The following is a 14,505-nucleotide window of genomic DNA, read 5'->3' on the forward strand; positions in this document are numbered from 1 at the left end:
GTCACTGGATGTCGCGCGAGCGCTCGTCGTTGATCTCGGCCTCGGCGGCCTCGACGGCGCTGCGGAACTCGGCCAGGATCTCCTCGCCGCCATCGACGGTGCCGGTGAACCACTCGTAGACCGGCTGCGCGGCCTCGGAAAATGCGGCGCGTTCCTCGGTCGTCGGGACGTAGACCTGACCGCCGGCTGCGGCGAAGGCCTCATAGGCCGCGATCGACTTGCGCTTGGGCGAGGCGAAGGTCGCCTGTTGCAGGGCGTAGAAGCCGTCCACGACGATGCGGCGCTGTTCTTCCGGCAGGGCCATGAAGCTTTCGTTCGACATCCACCAGTAGGCGCCCATGTAGCTGTGCTGGTCCAGCGTCAGATGCGTCAGGCCCGCCTCGGGGAAGCGCATCGACATGATGTCGGTGATGCCGTTCGCGGTGCCCTCGACCACGCGGGTCTGGAGCGAGGTGAACAGCTCGGGCCACGGGATCGGCGTCGGGGATGCGCCCATCGCGCGGGCCAGCTCCTGCGGCAGGTCGGCGACGACGGTCCGCATCTTCAGGCCCTGCAGGTCGGCGGGCGTGCTGACCTGGCGCTGCGTGTTGGCATAGCTGCGCCAGCCGCCGGTGTTGCCGATGGTCATCAGCCGCAGCGTGTCGCCGCTGTCGGCCAGCGCCCGGTCGCGCAAGCTGCGCATGAACTCGCCCGACAGCACCTTCTCGGCCACGCGGTCGTCCGACATCAGGTAGGGCAGGTCCAGCACCTGGAAATAGGGGAAGAGACCAGCCGCCCCGTCCAACGTCGAGATGTAGACGTCGATCGAGCCGTCCGCGACGCCCTGAAGGCACTCGGCCCCGTTCGAGCAGAGCTGCGTGCCCATGTAGATCTCGACGGCGATGGCGCCGTTCGAGGCGGCCTCGACATGGGACTTGAAGACCTGCAGGCCGTCGTAATCCTCGTCCTCCTCGTTCGAGTTGGCGACGGCGCGGATCGTGTAGTCCTGCGCAAGGGCCGGCGCGGCGACGGCCAGCGCGGCGGCGAGGGTGAGGGACAGTTTCAGCATGTTTTCCTCCTGTTGAAGTCTTGGCGTCAGTCGGCAAAGCCGGTCAGGCGCGGAATGGTCATGGAGAGGGCCGGGAAGTAGGTGATCAGGAAGATCACCACGACCTCGACGGCTAGGAAGGGCAGGATCGCGCGGGCGATGGTGGTCACGCGTTCCTTGGACACGGCGGCGGCGACGAAGAGGACAAGCCCCATGGGCGGCGTTGCCAGCCCCACGGTCAGGTTGACGCACATGATGATGGCGAAATGGACGCTGTCGACGCCCATCCCCTCGAACACGGGCGCCAGGATCGGGGCGAGGATGATGATGGCGGGGCCGGCGTCGAGGAACATGCCGACGACGAACAAGAGCAGGTTGATGAGCAGCAGAAGCAGCAATGGGTTCGCCGTCAGGGCCAGGATCCAGTCCGCCATGATCTGCGGGGCGTGTGACAGGGATACGACGGTCTTGAAGGACATCGCCGCGCCCACCAGCAGCAGCACCACCGCCGAGGTCAGGGCGGCGCGGCCGAGAACGTCCGGCAGCTCGGACAGCGTCATGGTCTTCAGGACCAGGAGCGAGATGACCATGGCGTAAACGGCGGCGACGGCGGCGGCCTCGGTCGGCGTGAAGATCCCGCCGAGGATGCCGCCGAGGATGATGACCGGCGTCAGCAGCGGCCAGAACGCCTTGAGGCTGGCGCGCCCCCGCTCGGGCCAGCTCTTGCGGGCCGAGGCGATGGGGAAGTCGTAGCGGTCTGCCATGACCTTGATGACGGCCATCAGCCCCAGGCCCACCATGATGCCGGGCACGATGCCGGCGAGGAACAGCGCCGCGACGCTTTCGCCCATCACGTAGGCATAGATGATCATGATGCCCGAGGGCGGGATGATCGGCCCGATGACCGAGCTGGCGGCCGTGATCGCGGCGGCGAAGCGGCGGGTGTAGCCCTGCTTCTCCATCGCGGGCACCAGCATGGACCCAAGCGCCGAGGTGTCCGCCACCGCCGAGCCGGACAGGCCGGCGAACAGCATGGACGACAGCACGTTCACATGCGCCAGACCGCCCCGCAGGTGGCCCATCAGCGCCTGCGCGAACTCGACGAGGCGCAGGGTGATGCCGCCGCGGTTCATCAGCTCGCCCGCCAGCATGAAGAAGGGGATGGCCATCAGCGGGAAGCTGTCGATGCCGTTGTAGAGGTTGCGGTAGAGCAGCGTCAGGTCGCGCTCCTGCCCGTTCAGCCACAGGATGATGCCGGGCGCGGCGAGCATGCCGAAGACGACCGGCAGGCCCATCAGCAGGAAGACGAGGAACAGCGGCAGGAACCAGATCAGCATCAGTCGACCCCTCGCGCGCCGGTGTCCATGCCGTCCCCGGTCGGGATCGGCGGCAGATCGCGGGCGCCCACAATCTCGGCCAGGTTGCGCAGGATCAGCTCGATATTGACCGAGATCAGCAGGATCAGCCCGACGGGCAGCGAGGCCATCATCCAGCTGCGCGGGATGCGGTACCAGGTCGAGAGGTCCAGCGAGGTCGGCAGGAACAGCGAGGCGCTGGCGAAGCGCCCGCCGAGGCCGGTGACCTCGCGCCAGCCGATCTGCACGGCGACGACCATCACGGCCAGCGCCAGCGACAGAAGGATCAGGTTCAGCACCCGCGCCAGCAGGGGCGGCAGCATCATCGGCAGGATGTCGATGGCCACGAAGCCGCCGCGGCGAAAGGCGGTGGGCGCCATGAGGCCCGTCATCCACAGCATGCAGAAGCGCGCGGCCTCGTCGGGCCAGGCGAGCGCGTTGTTCATGATGTAGCGCTGGAAGACCTGCACGATGGTCACGGCGACCATGATGGCAAGCGCCGCGATGCCGATGGCGCGGCCCGCCTTCAGCACCGTCTCGTTCAGTCCGGACAGGGCCCGGACCACGCCCAGCAGAAAGCCCATCTGCCCCCTCCCCCCTCGCCGCCCGCCTCCCTCGCGTGCGGCGCTTCTCTTCTAGTTGACGCGGATGCTGGCCTGCCGGCCGCCGAAGAAGGCCAGCGGCTCGCCCTCGCCGATGCTGGCGCGCAGGACGCGGCCGATGACGATGGCGTGGTCCCCCGCCTCGTGCAGCGCGAAGCGGCTGCAATCGAAGCGCGCGAGGCAGCGGTCGAGGACCGGCACCCCTTCGGCATTGGCGGACAGCCCCTGAAGCGCGTCGCGGTTGCGCGCGACCTCCCAGGCCAGGCTCGCCTGGTCGGCGGCAAGGACATGGATCGCGAAATGCTCGGCCCGCGCGAAGGCCGGGTAGCGCGCGCTGGCGAGGGCGGGCGACCAAAGCACCAGCGGCGGCTCCATCGAGACCGACGAGAAGCTGTTGGCGGTGATCGCGACGCAGCCGTCATCGCTGGCGGCGGTGACCACGGTGACGCCGGTTGCGAAACGCCCGAAGGCGTCGCGCAGCAGGCGGCCGTTGTCGGGATCGGGAACGAAGCTGCGCTGGTCCGACATCTGCATCACGGGACCTCCTGCCCGATGGCCGCCTCGTAGATCTGGAACCACTCGGCCCGGGCCAGATCGACCTTGAGGGCCTCGGCGATCTTGCCGATGCGGTCCAGCGCGTTGGTGCCCAGAACGGGCAGGATGCGCGCAGGATGGCGCAGAAGGAAGGCGACCGCAATCGCCCCTCGATCGACACCATGCCGCGCGCCCAGCATGTCCAGAACCTGCCCGATCCGGCCCTGATCGCGGATCAGGCTGCCGCCGCCCAAGGGCGACCAGGCCATGACCGGATCGCGGCGGCGCTGGTGAAATGCCAGATCGCCATTGGTGAAGGCGCCGGGCGCGGCCGGGGAGATCTCGATCTGGTTGGTCGCCAGCTTGGTCTGCATCGCGGATTGCAGCAGCTCGACATCCCACGGCCGGAAGTTCGACACGCCGACCGCCCGCACCTTGCCCGAGGCGACCAGTGCGTCCAGCGCCGCCCCCGTCTCGTCCGCATCCATCAGCGGGTCGGGGCGGTGGATCAGCAGCAGCTCGACCCGGTCGGTCCCGAGATCCTTCAGCGACTGGTCCACCGCCGCCTGGATATAGGCGGCCGAGGTGTCGTAATGCTTCACCGGCGCGTCCGCGTAGCGGCCCATCGGCGCGACGATGTCGCATTTCGTGACGATCTCGATCCGCTCGCGCAGGCCGGGGCTGGCGCGCAGCGCCTCGCCCATGATCGCCTCGGCCGTGTAGCCGCCATAGATGTCGGCCTGGTCCATCGTGGTGATGCCCTGCGCCAGGCACGCCTCGATCTTGCGCTGGACATGGGCGGGCGAGGTGTCGGGATCGTCCCCGATCCGCCACATCCCGTAGACCAGACGCGACAGGCTGACGCCGCCCTCAAGTTCGACCCGTTCCATTTCTCAGCGCCTTTCGCCTGCGGCCAGCGGAGTCGCCGGGGCGCTGTCGGGCACGCGGCCCCAGACCCGGTTCAGCTGGCATGTCTTCATCTGCGGCAGCACGCGGCTGCCGAAATGCTCGGCCTCGTCGATATGCGGATAGCCCGACAGGATGAAGGCCCGCACGCCCATCTTCCGCAGCTCTTCCAGCTTCGTCAGCACCTGGTCGGTCGAGCCGACGATGGCCGCCCCGCAGCCCGAGCGCGCGCGTCCGATGCCGGTCCAAAGGTTCGGCTCGATATAACCCTCGAGGTCCGCCAGCTCGCGGTTCCGCGCCTGCCGGCTGACGCCGAGCGAGCCTGCGTCCAGCGCCCGCTCGCGGATCAGGCGGCCCTGATCGTCGTCCAGCTTGCTGACCAGCTCGCGGGCATATTCCTTGGCCTCGGCCTCGGTGTCGCGGACGATGACATGGGAGCGGAAGCCGTAATCCAGCGTGCGCCCGTATTTCTCGGCTGCGGCGTTGGCGGCGCGCATCCGGTCGGCGATGTCCTCGGTCTTTTCCGGCCACATCAGGTAGACGTCGCAGTGCTGCCCGCAGAGGTCCAGCGCGTCGGGCGAGTAGCCGCCGAAATAGAGCATCGGTCCGCCCTGCTGGTAGGGGCGCGCCGGGTCGGTCGTCAGGCCGGTGAAGTTGTAGACCTCGCCCTGATAGTCGATCCGGTCCCGCGTCCATGCCTGCTTGAGGATCTCGACCACTTCGCGGCTCCGCTGGTAGCGGAAGGGGCTGGGTTCCTGCTGGCCGGGGAAGTCGCTGGAGATGATGTTGACCGTCAGCCGCCCCTCCAGCATGTGGTCGAGGGTCGCGATGGTGCGGGCCAGCATGATCGGCTGCATCTCGCCGCAGCGCACGGCGGCCAGCAGGTTGATCCGGTCCGTGATCGGCGCGCAGCCGGCGACGAAGGACAGCGTGTCCTGCCCGACCTGATAGGAGGAGGGGCAGAGGATGTTGCCGAAGCCCTGGGCGTCCGCGGTCTTCACGATCTCGCTGCAATGCGCCCAGGACGAACGCAGCGCGCCGTCCGGCACGCCCAGATAGCGGTAATCGTCCGAGCAGAGGGCCGAGAACCAGGCGACCTCGACCGCATCCAGATCGGCCGATTTAACGGGAACGACGGTCATGAACTCCTCCGTGAGTCGGCCGCGATTTCCTCTTGCTTAGCGGCGTCCTTGATGTAGATCAATGGTGCATCAATTTTATTCCGAGGGATCGGCGTGGGACTGGAAGCGGGGGCGATGCAGCGCGGTGGGGCGCTGCCGCTGCACATGCAGATCAGCGAGATGATCATCCGCGACATCGCCGCGGGCCGGCTGGTCGACGGCGCCCGCCTGCCCCCCGAGCGCAGCATGGCGGAGGATTTCGGCACCACCGTCCGCACCCTTCGCAAGGCGCTGGCGACGCTGGAAGGCATGGGCCTGCTGGAACGGCGGCAAGGCTCGGGCAACTACGTCCGCGCGGGCCAGCCGGTCGAATCGGTCTATTCCATGTTCCGGCTGGAGCACGCGAAGGGCGGCGGCGGCCTGCCCAATGCGCGCATCCTGTCGGTGGACGAGCTGCCGAAGGACGCGGCCCAGCCCGCCTACGGCGACAGCCCGCGCGGCACCCGCTTCCGCCGCTTGCGCTTTCTGGACGCGGTGCCCATCGCGGTCGAGGAGATCTGGCTGGACGCCGGCGCCGGCCGTATCCCGCCCGCGCAGGTGCAGGATTCACTCTATCTGACCTACAAGCAGGTGCTGAAGCTGTGGATCACTCGGGCCGAGGACCGCGTGGGCCTGAGCGCCGTCCCGGACTGGGCGCCGGACGCGTTCGCGCCCCGCCCCGGCACGCCCTGCGCCTATATCGAGCGCCTGTCCTGGGCCCAGGGCCCCGAGGCGGTCGAGTTTTCCCGCACCTGGTATGACCACGAAAGGGCGCTTTATGTGCAGCGCCTCATCTGAGAGGAAGTCGATGACCGTTCATGCAAACCCCCGCGCGGATGCGCGTCTCGTGACCTATGGCGTCATCGGCTGCGGCATGATGGGGCAGGAGCATCTGAGGAACATCGCCTTTCTGCCCGGCACCGCCATCGGCGCGATCTTCGAGCCCGACGCCGAGATGCGCGCCCGCGCGGCTGCGCTGGCGCCCGGCGCGCGGATGGTCGGCAGCGTCGACGAACTGCTGGCCGATGACGATCTGGACTGCCTGCTGATCGCCAGCCCCAACTTCCGCCATGTCGAGCAACTGGCCGCCATCGCCGCGCGCCGTCCGCTGCCGGTTCTGGTGGAAAAGCCGCTCTTCACCGATCCGTCCGAACTGGCGGCGCTGGACGCCTTCGCCGCCAGCTACCCCGCGCCGGTCTGGGTGGCGATGGAATACCGCTACATGCCGCCCGTCGCGAAGCTGCTGGAGATGGCGGATGCCGCGACCGGCGGCATCCGCATGCTGACCATCCGTGAGCACCGCTATCCCTTCCTGCACAAGGTCGGCGCCTGGAACCGCTTCAACCGCTATTCGGGCGGCACCTTCGTCGAGAAATGCTGCCACTTCTTCGACCTCATGCGCCTGGCCATAGGCCGCGCGCCGGTCCGCGTCATGGCGATGGGCGGGCAGGCGGTGAACCACAAGGACGAGCGGCCCGGCGGCGAGGCCCCGGACATCCTCGACCACGGCTACGCGATGGTCGAGTTCGAGGGCGGCATCCGCGCCATGCTGGAGCTGTGCATGTTCGCCGAGGGCTCGCGCTTCCAGGAAGAGATCAGCGCCGTCGGCCCGGCCGGCAAGATCGAGGCGCTGGTGCCCGGTCCGACCCGCTTCTGGCCCGAGGAACTGGGCGCGCCGCCGGTCCCGCAGGTCGTCGTCTCGCCGCGCGAGCCGCAGGGGCCGCGCGTCCTGGAGATTCCCGTGGACCCGGCGCTGCTGGAGGCAGGGGACCACAACGGCTCGACCTTCTACCAGCACCAGAGGTTCCTGGAGCTGGTGCGCGGCGTGCGGACGCGGCCCGAGGTGAGCCTCGAGGACGGCCGATGGGCCGTGCTGATGGGGCTGGCGGCGCAGCTGTCGATCGCCGAGGGGCGCGCGGTCGAGATGGCAGAGCTTCTGGCATGAGGGAGCAGGGGGCGCCCGCGCCCCCTTGGCCTGCCACCAGTTCACCCGCCAAGGATGTCCGCGTGCCGGGTCAGGGGGCGGCGGGTTCCAGCTCGGGCGAGACGGCTTCGCGGATGGCGGTCACGAGGGTCGCGCGGCAGGCCGCCTCGTCCTGGGCGCGGGCTTCGTCGAGGGCGGCGCGCAGGCGCTGGACGCGGTCGCCCGCCTCGGCCGGGGCGCCGTGACCGGCCGCCTGATCGTCAGCCTCGGCGGTGTCCTCGCCCTCGATGGGGGCGTCGTCGCCCGGAGCTTCGGTGTCGGTCATCGCGCGGGCCTCGCGGGCTGCCGCGACGCCTTGGCCGCCGGTGCTGTCCGAGATCGAGGCGAGCGCGGCTTCGTCCAGCGCCTCTTCCATGACCTCGATGGTGCCGGCGCAGTCAGCCGAGGCGGCGCCGCTGCCCATGGCGAGCATGGCGGCGGCGAGATAGGGGATGGGCTTGCGGTACATGGTTCCTCCCTCAGGTGCGAAGCTGATCGCCCACCGGCAGGGCGCGGATGCGCTGGCCGGTGGCGGCGAAGATGGCGTTGGTGATGGCGGGCATGACCGGCGGCAGGCCGGGCTCGCCCACGCCGCCGAGCGGCTGGTCCGGGTCCTCGCCGCCGACGAGATGGACGTGGATCTCGCGCGGGGACGTGTCCATGCGCGGGACGACATAGCTGTCGAAATTGTCCTGCTGGACGCGCCCCTCCGCAAAGGTGATCTGCGTCGTCAGCGCCTGGCCCGTGCCCATGATGACCGCGCCCTCCATCTGCGAGCGGATGCGGTCGGGGTTCACATGCGGGCCGCAATCGATGGCGATGTCGACGCGGGGGATGCGGACCTCGCCGGTGTCGGAGACCTCAACCTCGGCCACGACGGCGACATAGGAGACGAAGCTGTAATGGGCCGCGACGCCGAGGCCGGTGCGTTCCGGCATCTCGCGGCCCCAGTTCGCGGCCTCGGTCGCGGTCTCGATCACGCGGCGCAGGCGGCCGGTGTCGAGGGGGTAGCGGCCGGGATCTTCGCCGTAGTTCCAGACGTCGCCCTGCTCGGCCAGATCGACCTCGCGGGCGGGGCCGATCACCTCGAGAAGGTAGTCGCGCGGGTCCCGCCCCGCCTCACGCGCCAGCTCGTCGATGAAGGACTGGATGGCGAAGGCATGGGGAATGTTCGAGACCGAGCGGTACCAGCCGATCCGCGCATGGGCCTGCGCCTGCGGGTTTTCCGCCCGCACGTTGGGGATGTCGAGCGGCATGTTGGTCAGGCCCATCCCCAGCTCGAAGGGCAGCTTCTGGCCAGGATCGGGCGCGAAGATCGAGCCGATGGTGGGCGCGGCGGTGCGGTGCAGCCAGGCGGTGCACCGGCCGTTTTCGTCCAGCCCCGCCTCGAGCCGCTCGACCGAGACGGTGTGGAAGAAGCTGTGATGCAGGTCGTCCTCGCGCGTCCAGACCATCTTCACGGGTTGGCCCATTTCCTGCGCCAGGACCGCGGCTTCCAGCACGAAGTCGGGCTTGGACTTGCGGCCGAAGCCGCCGCCGAGGAGGGTGACGTTGACCGTCACATCCTCGGGCTGAAGGCCAAGCTTCTCGGCGACGCGCACGCGGGTGACCTGGGGCGCCTGGACGCAGGCCCAGATCTCGGCGCGGCCGTTCTCGACCCGGGCAAGGGCCATCGGCGGCTCCATCGGGGCTTGGGCCAGGTGGGGGATGTAGTATTCCGCCTCGAACCGGCGCGGCGCTTCGGCCAGTGCGGCCAAAGCGTCGCCCTGGTTGCGGATGACGGCGCCGTCGGTGCTGCGGGCGGCCTCTTCCAGCGTAGCGCGGTAGGCCTCGCTGTCATAGCTGCCGTGCTCGCCGTCCTCCCATTCGATCTGCAGCGCGTCGCGGCCGCGCATGGCGGCCCAGGTATTGGTCGCCACCACCGCGACCCCGCCGAGGGGCTGGAAGCCGGACGGCAGATCGGGCGAGTCGATGGCGATGACGCGCTCGACGCCGGGGATTTCCAACGCGGCACTGTCATCATAGCTGGCGACGCGGCCGCCGAGGACGGGCGGGCGGGCGACCACGGCATAGAGCATCCCGTCGACGCGGGCGTCGATGCCGTAGATCGTGGTGCCCATCACGATGGCAGGGTTGTCGATCAGCTCGAGATCGTCCTTGCCGATATAGCGGAACTGGTCAGGGGTCTTCAGCACGATCCCCTCGCGCTCGGGCACCTCGAGCTCGGCGGCGCGGGCGGCCATCTCGCCATAGCCGGCCTCCTGACCCGAGCCCTCATGGCGCAGGACGTGATTTTCGGCGGTGACCTCATCCATGGGAACGCCCCATTCTGCGGCGGCGGCCTCGCGCAGCATCTGGCGGGCGGCCGCGCCGGCGCGGCGCATCGGGCCGAAGAAGTGGCGCAGGCTGCGCGAGCCGTCGGTGTCCTGGTTGCCGAAGGTCGGCTCATCGCCCGGGGCCTGCGCGACGCGGACCTGCGCCCAGTCCGCCTCCAACTCGTCGGCCAGCACCATCGCCATTGAGGTGCGCACGCCCTGCCCCATCTCGGAGCGGTGGACGGTCACGGTCACCACGCCCTCGGGCGAGATCGAGACAAAGATGCGCGGGTCGTCGCGCCAGCCGTGGGGCATGGCATCGGCGCCGAATTTCTGTTCCTCTTCCTGCGCGCGGGCAGGGATGCCGAGGGCGAGAACGAGGGCGCCGGCGCCCATGCCCATCAGGACGGCGCGGCGGCTGATGTTTTCCAAGGCCATCACGCGTCCTCCTGTCCAGAGGCGCGCTTGATCGCGGCGCGGATGCGCGGGTAGGTGCCGCAGCGGCAGATGTTCTGGCTCATCACCGCGTCGATGTCCTCGTCCGTCGGCTCGGGCGTCTCGGCCAGAAGCGCGGCGGCCTGCATCATCTGGCCGGACTGGCAATAGCCGCACTGCGCCACGTTCAGCTCGCGCCACGCGACTTGCACGGGGTGGCTGCCGTCCGAGGACAGCCCCTCGATCGTGGTCACCTCGGCGCCGTCGGCCACCGCCATCGGCGTGATGCAGGAGAAGCTGGGGACGCCGTCCACATGCACGAGGCAGGCGCCGCAGAGCGCCGCGCCGCAGCCGAACTTGGTGCCGGTCAGGCCCAATTCGTCGCGCAGATACCACAGCAGCGGCATGTCGGGATCACCCCCGAACGTCCGCGCCTCGCCATTGACCGTCAGGTCCATCAGCCCCTATCCCCCTGCTGGCGCGGCGTGCCGCGTCTGGCCTGATCCGCCGAAGATGAAGGAGCAGCCAAGCCAACCGGCGAACGGCCGGGTTGTTCCCGGCCGCCGGGGATCATTTTGCGCGTGTCACGCGCCGGGCTTCATCACCACCTTGATGCAGCCGTCGGCCTTGTCGCGGAAGGTCTTGTAGAGGTTCGGCCCTTCGGAAAGCGGCGCATTGTGGGTGGTGACGAAGCTGACATCCAGCTCGCCCTTCACGATCATGTCCAGAAGCGGCGCGAGGTAGCGATGCGTGTGGGTCTGGCCGGTCTTCACGGTCAGGCCCTTGTTCATCAGCGCGCCGAAGGGCAGCTTGTCGATCACCCCGACATAGACGCCCGGCACCGAGAGCGTGCCGCCCTTGCGGCAGCACATGATCATCTCGCGCAGCACATGCGGCCGGTCGGTGCCCAGATAGAGCGCCTGCTTCACCCGGTCGACGCGCGCCATGATGCCGCTGTCGGCGGCGGCCTCGGTGCCCACGCAGTCGATGCAGCTGTCCGGGCCGCGGCCGTTCGTCATCTCTTGCAGCGCGTCGTAGACCTTGGTCTGGCTGAAGTCGATCACCTCGGCCTTGCCGTGGACCTGCGCCATGACCAGCCGCTCGGGCACTTCGTCGATGACGATGACGCGGCCGGCGCCCTGCTTCCACGCGGACAGGATCGCCATTTGCCCGACCGGACCCGCGCCCCAGATCGCGACCGTGTCGCCCGGCTCGATCTGCGCATTCTCGGCCGCCATCCAGCCCGTCGGCAGGATGTCCGAGAGGAACAGCACCTGCTCATCCTCCAGATCGCCGGGCACCGCGATGGGGCCGACGCTGCCATAGGGCACGCGCAGGTACTCGGCCTGCCCGCCCGCATAGCCGCCCAGCATGTGCGAATAGCCGAACAGCCCCGAGGGCGAGTGGCCCATCACCGCCGCCGCCTGCTCGGCGTTGCGGTTCGAGCGGTCGCAGAGCGAGAAGAGCTGCTTCTGGCAGAAGAAGCACTGCCCGCAGGCGATGTTGAAGGGCACCACGACCCGGTCGCCCTTGCGGAACTTGCTGTGGGCGCCGCCGGTCTCGATCACCTCGCCCATCGTTTCGTGGCCGAGGACGTCGCCCGACTCCATGGTCGGCATGCAGCCGTCCATCAGGTGCAGGTCCGAGCCGCAGATGGCGCAGGCCGTCACCTTGATGATGATGTCATCGGGCTCTTCGATGGTGGGATCGTCAACCTTGTCGTAGCGGATGTCGCCCTTGCCGTGCCAAGTGAGTGCGCGCATGTGATCGGCTCCTGCTCGTCATGTCTGTTGGGCAGGGGAACAGGGTCCGGGCGGTAATGTTCCCGCCTCATTCGGGCAGCAGCAGCCCCGGCCCGTCCGGCGCGGCCTGGCAGGCCTCCAGGAAACGTCGCGCCTGTCGCCCGCTGGTCAGGCGGATGACGGCCAGATGCGGCGGGGCGGCGGCGGCGATCTCTTGCGCGCGGGCGCGGTGGAAGCGTTGCGAGCTGGCGACGTAGCCGATGACGCGCCGCACGTCGCGGCGGAACCACTGCACGCAGCCTTCGCCCTGGCCGGGCCGCACCCGGCCGCTGTAGCGCCAGGTGCGCCAGGCCGCCCGCCACATCTGCGTGCCGAGGCCGAGGTCCAGCCAGATCAGCGCGTCGGCCCGCGCCGCCCGCTCGTGCCCGGTCTCGTAATGGCCGCCCTCCAGCACCCAGCAGGGCCGGGAATGGATCTCGCGCGTGATCCGGTCCAGCTCGGACCGGGTGCGATGGACGAAGCCGGGCTTCCAGCTGAGCGCGTCCATGTGGTGCACCGGCAACCCGCCCCGCGCCCCTAGCCGTTCCGCCAGCCAGGACTTGCCCGAGGCCGAACCTCCCAGGATCATCACCCGCCGCACCACCGTCACCGCATCAACCTCCTTACGAGCCGGAACAGACTGGCGAGCGTGCCGAGGAGCTTCAAGGCGCGTCGCGTCGCAGCGGCGTGGATCGGCCTGATGCCGCAACCGGGCGGGTTGGCTGCCGGAATCCTGCGCGACCTGAGGTGGCATTTGCGCCCTGCGACCCGCCGTGACCCGCGGCGGATCAGCCGTTCGCGAATCACCTTCGACTGATTCGTGCAGTCAAATTGGCCGCGCGCAGGGGCTGCCGAAAGAACTGCTCGCAAAAGCGGCAGGACCGGGGCGGTGGGTCGCATGCAAATCACGCTTAGGGCATGTTTCGCAACGCTTTTCGGGTCACGCGCGTTGCGATTTGTGCAAATGTCACCCTCTCGGGCAAATGCTCTTGCCCGGTGCCTGCTGCTGTGGCTTCCTGAGAACAGGGAGGCACCACATCATCGGATGCCACCGCTCTCCCGAAACCGCCTGCGCGGTTTCGAGAGCGCGGAAAAGCCTGAAGCACCGGCGCTGACTACGTCGGAGAAGCTTATGCAGACGTGCCGGCCGTCGGTTCGCAACCGGCCCGCGCTCAATCCTTACCCGCCAGCGTCACGCCGGCGGGTTTTTCCTTGGAAGCCCCCGCCCGTCAGTCGCTGCCGAAAAGATCGCGCGTGTAGACCTTCTCGGGCACGCCATCCAGATCGGGGCTGTGGCGGTTCGCCACGATGACGTCGGCCTCGCTGCGGAAGGCGTCGAGATCGCGCAGCACGCGCGAGCCGAAGAAACGCTCCTCCTCCATCGCCGGCTCGAAGACGATCACCTCGACGCCCTTGGCCTTGAGCCGCTTCATGATCCCCTGCACCGCCGACTGCCGGAAATTGTCCGAGCCCGCCTTCATCACCAGACGGTAGATGCCGACCACCTTCGGCCGGCGGGACAGGATGTCGTCCGCGATGACGTCCTTGCGGGTGCGGTTCGCCTCGACCACAGCGGCGATCAGGTTCTGCGGCACGATCTCGTAATTCGCCAGCAACTGCTTGCTGTCCTTGGGCAGGCAGTAGCCGCCATAGCCGAAGGACGGGTTGTTGTAGTGATGGCCGATGCGCGGATCGAGGCAGACCCCCTCGATGATCTGGCGCGAGTCGAGGTCATGGGTCAGCGCGTAGCTGTCCAGCTCGTTGAAATAGGCGACGCGCAGGGCAAGGAAGGTGTTGGCGAAGAGCTTGATCGCCTCGGCCTCGGTTGGGCCGGTCAGCAGCACCGGCACATCCTTGTCCAACGCGGCCCCGGCCAACAGGTCGGCAAAGGCCTGCCCGCGCGGGCTGTTCTCGCCCACGACGATGCGCGAGGGGTGCAAGTTGTCCTGCAGCGCGCGACCCTCGCGCAGGAACTCGGGGCTGAAGATCACCTGCTCCGTGCCGAGCCGGGCCGAGACGTCCTTCACGAAGCCGACGGGCACGGTCGACTTGACGACGATGACCGCCTCGGGCGCCAGTTGGGTGACCAGCTTGATGACCGCCTCGACGCTGGACGTGTCGAAGAAGTTGGTCTTGGGATCGTAGTTGGTGGGCGTCGCGACGATCACGAAGTCTGCGCCGGTATAGGCGGTCTCGGCGTCGGTCGTTGCCGCAAGGTCCAGCGGCTCCTCGGTCAGGAAGCGCGCCATCTCGGGGTCGTGGATCGGGCACTGGCGGGCGTTCAGCATCTCGACCCGGCGGGCGTCGATGTCGATGGCGCAGACGCTGTTCTGCCGCGCCAGCAGCACCGCATTCGACAGCCCGACATAGCCGAGCCCGGCCACCGCAATCTTCCGCTTCGTCATCTTTTCGCTTTCTTTGCCGTAT

At 68.7% G+C, this 14,505-nt stretch carries 14 protein-coding genes; 2 read left to right on the top strand and 12 right to left on the bottom strand.

Annotated elements, in window-relative coordinates; all coding sequences use genetic code 11:
- Position 1: 1 nt before the first annotated feature.
- Genes dctP through BLP73_RS11185 form a run of 6 tightly spaced genes read right to left on the bottom strand, consistent with a single transcriptional unit; the run spans position 2 to position 5,566 of the window.
- Complete coding sequence (gene dctP / locus BLP73_RS11160) at positions 2-1,048, bottom strand: TRAP transporter substrate-binding protein DctP (protein ID WP_090744163.1); 1,047 nt, start codon at positions 1,046-1,048, stop codon at positions 2-4.
- A gap of 26 nt (positions 1,049-1,074) precedes the next feature.
- Entirely contained in the window at positions 1,075-2,364 is a 1,290-nt protein-coding gene (locus tag BLP73_RS11165) for a TRAP transporter large permease (RefSeq protein WP_090744167.1), read from the bottom strand.
- Complete coding sequence (locus tag BLP73_RS11170; RefSeq protein WP_090744170.1) at positions 2,364-2,966, bottom strand: TRAP transporter small permease; 603 nt, start codon at positions 2,964-2,966, stop codon at positions 2,364-2,366. Before BLP73_RS11170 ends, BLP73_RS11165 begins: the two co-directional genes overlap by 1 nt.
- Positions 2,967-3,017: 51 nt before the next feature.
- On the bottom strand, positions 3,018-3,512 hold the full coding sequence (locus BLP73_RS11175) for a flavin reductase family protein (protein WP_090744615.1): 495 nt from the start codon (positions 3,510-3,512) through the stop codon (positions 3,018-3,020).
- Between the two features lie 5 nt (positions 3,513-3,517).
- Positions 3,518-4,408 carry an aldo/keto reductase gene (locus BLP73_RS11180; protein WP_090744173.1) on the bottom strand — a complete coding sequence of 297 codons (891 nt, stop codon included), beginning with the start codon at positions 4,406-4,408 and terminating at the stop codon, positions 3,518-3,520.
- A gap of 3 nt (positions 4,409-4,411) precedes the next feature.
- Positions 4,412-5,566, bottom strand: a complete 1,155-nt coding sequence (locus BLP73_RS11185) for an LLM class flavin-dependent oxidoreductase (protein ID WP_090744176.1) — start codon at positions 5,564-5,566, stop codon at positions 4,412-4,414.
- A 114-nt stretch (positions 5,567-5,680) separates the two neighbouring features.
- On the opposite strand from BLP73_RS11185, the gene BLP73_RS11190 reads away from it, so the two are divergent.
- On the top strand, positions 5,681-6,382 hold the full coding sequence (locus tag BLP73_RS11190; RefSeq protein ID WP_090744180.1) for a GntR family transcriptional regulator: 702 nt from the start codon (positions 5,681-5,683) through the stop codon (positions 6,380-6,382).
- Between the two features lie 10 nt (positions 6,383-6,392).
- Positions 6,393-7,529, top strand: coding sequence for a Gfo/Idh/MocA family protein (locus BLP73_RS11195; protein WP_090744184.1), 1,137 nt, complete (start codon positions 6,393-6,395; stop codon positions 7,527-7,529).
- A 70-nt stretch (positions 7,530-7,599) separates the two neighbouring features.
- On the opposite strand, the gene BLP73_RS11200 is transcribed toward BLP73_RS11195, so the two are convergent.
- The 6 genes from BLP73_RS11200 to BLP73_RS11225 form a co-directional block, all read right to left on the bottom strand.
- Positions 7,600-8,016: a hypothetical protein gene (locus BLP73_RS11200; RefSeq protein WP_090744187.1), complete on the bottom strand. Its 417-nt coding sequence runs from the start codon at positions 8,014-8,016 to the stop codon at positions 7,600-7,602.
- 10 nt (positions 8,017-8,026) lie between these two features.
- Entirely contained in the window at positions 8,027-10,300 is a 2,274-nt protein-coding gene (locus BLP73_RS11205) for a xanthine dehydrogenase family protein molybdopterin-binding subunit (RefSeq protein ID WP_090744192.1), read from the bottom strand.
- The gene (locus BLP73_RS11210) at positions 10,300-10,755 is read right to left on the bottom strand and encodes a (2Fe-2S)-binding protein (RefSeq protein WP_217630673.1); all 456 of its coding nucleotides are present in this window, start codon (positions 10,753-10,755) and stop codon (positions 10,300-10,302) included. Before BLP73_RS11210 ends, BLP73_RS11205 begins: the two co-directional genes overlap by 1 nt.
- A 126-nt stretch (positions 10,756-10,881) precedes the next feature.
- On the bottom strand, positions 10,882-12,060 hold the full coding sequence (locus tag BLP73_RS11215) for a zinc-dependent alcohol dehydrogenase (protein ID WP_090744198.1): 1,179 nt from the start codon (positions 12,058-12,060) through the stop codon (positions 10,882-10,884).
- A gap of 67 nt (positions 12,061-12,127) precedes the next feature.
- Positions 12,128-12,688: a P-loop NTPase family protein gene (locus tag BLP73_RS11220; protein ID WP_090744202.1), complete on the bottom strand. Its 561-nt coding sequence runs from the start codon at positions 12,686-12,688 to the stop codon at positions 12,128-12,130.
- A gap of 619 nt (positions 12,689-13,307) precedes the next feature.
- Entirely contained in the window at positions 13,308-14,483 is a 1,176-nt protein-coding gene (locus BLP73_RS11225; protein WP_090744207.1) for a nucleotide sugar dehydrogenase, read from the bottom strand.
- Between the last annotated feature and the right edge of the window lie 22 nt (positions 14,484-14,505).

The organism is Paracoccus tibetensis (assembly GCF_900102505.1).
In the GTDB taxonomy this organism is placed as follows: domain Bacteria; phylum Pseudomonadota; class Alphaproteobacteria; order Rhodobacterales; family Rhodobacteraceae; genus Paracoccus; species Paracoccus tibetensis.

Bases quoted from the DNA above. Each gene is read 5' to 3' on its own strand.
- BLP73_RS11210 (WP_217630673.1), bottom strand. From the start codon at position 10,755: ATGGACCTGACGGTCAATGGCGAGGCGCGGACGTTCGGGGGTGATCCC.
- BLP73_RS11195 (WP_090744184.1), top strand. From the start codon at position 6,393: ATGACCGTTCATGCAAACCCCCGCGCGGATGCGCGTCTCGTGACCTAT.
- BLP73_RS11185 (WP_090744176.1), bottom strand. From the start codon at position 5,566: ATGACCGTCGTTCCCGTTAAATCGGCCGATCTGGATGCGGTCGAGGTC.
- BLP73_RS11170 (WP_090744170.1), bottom strand. From the start codon at position 2,966: ATGGGCTTTCTGCTGGGCGTGGTCCGGGCCCTGTCCGGACTGAACGAG.
- BLP73_RS11225 (WP_090744207.1), bottom strand. From the start codon at position 14,483: ATGACGAAGCGGAAGATTGCGGTGGCCGGGCTCGGCTATGTCGGGCTG.
- BLP73_RS11215 (WP_090744198.1), bottom strand. From the start codon at position 12,060: ATGCGCGCACTCACTTGGCACGGCAAGGGCGACATCCGCTACGACAAG.
- dctP (WP_090744163.1), bottom strand. From the start codon at position 1,048: ATGCTGAAACTGTCCCTCACCCTCGCCGCCGCGCTGGCCGTCGCCGCG.
- BLP73_RS11180 (WP_090744173.1), bottom strand. From the start codon at position 4,408: ATGGAACGGGTCGAACTTGAGGGCGGCGTCAGCCTGTCGCGTCTGGTC.
- BLP73_RS11175 (WP_090744615.1), bottom strand. From the start codon at position 3,512: ATGTCGGACCAGCGCAGCTTCGTTCCCGATCCCGACAACGGCCGCCTG.
- BLP73_RS11190 (WP_090744180.1), top strand. From the start codon at position 5,681: ATGCAGCGCGGTGGGGCGCTGCCGCTGCACATGCAGATCAGCGAGATG.
- BLP73_RS11205 (WP_090744192.1), bottom strand. From the start codon at position 10,300: ATGGCCTTGGAAAACATCAGCCGCCGCGCCGTCCTGATGGGCATGGGC.
- BLP73_RS11200 (WP_090744187.1), bottom strand. From the start codon at position 8,016: ATGTACCGCAAGCCCATCCCCTATCTCGCCGCCGCCATGCTCGCCATG.
- BLP73_RS11165 (WP_090744167.1), bottom strand. From the start codon at position 2,364: ATGCTGATCTGGTTCCTGCCGCTGTTCCTCGTCTTCCTGCTGATGGGC.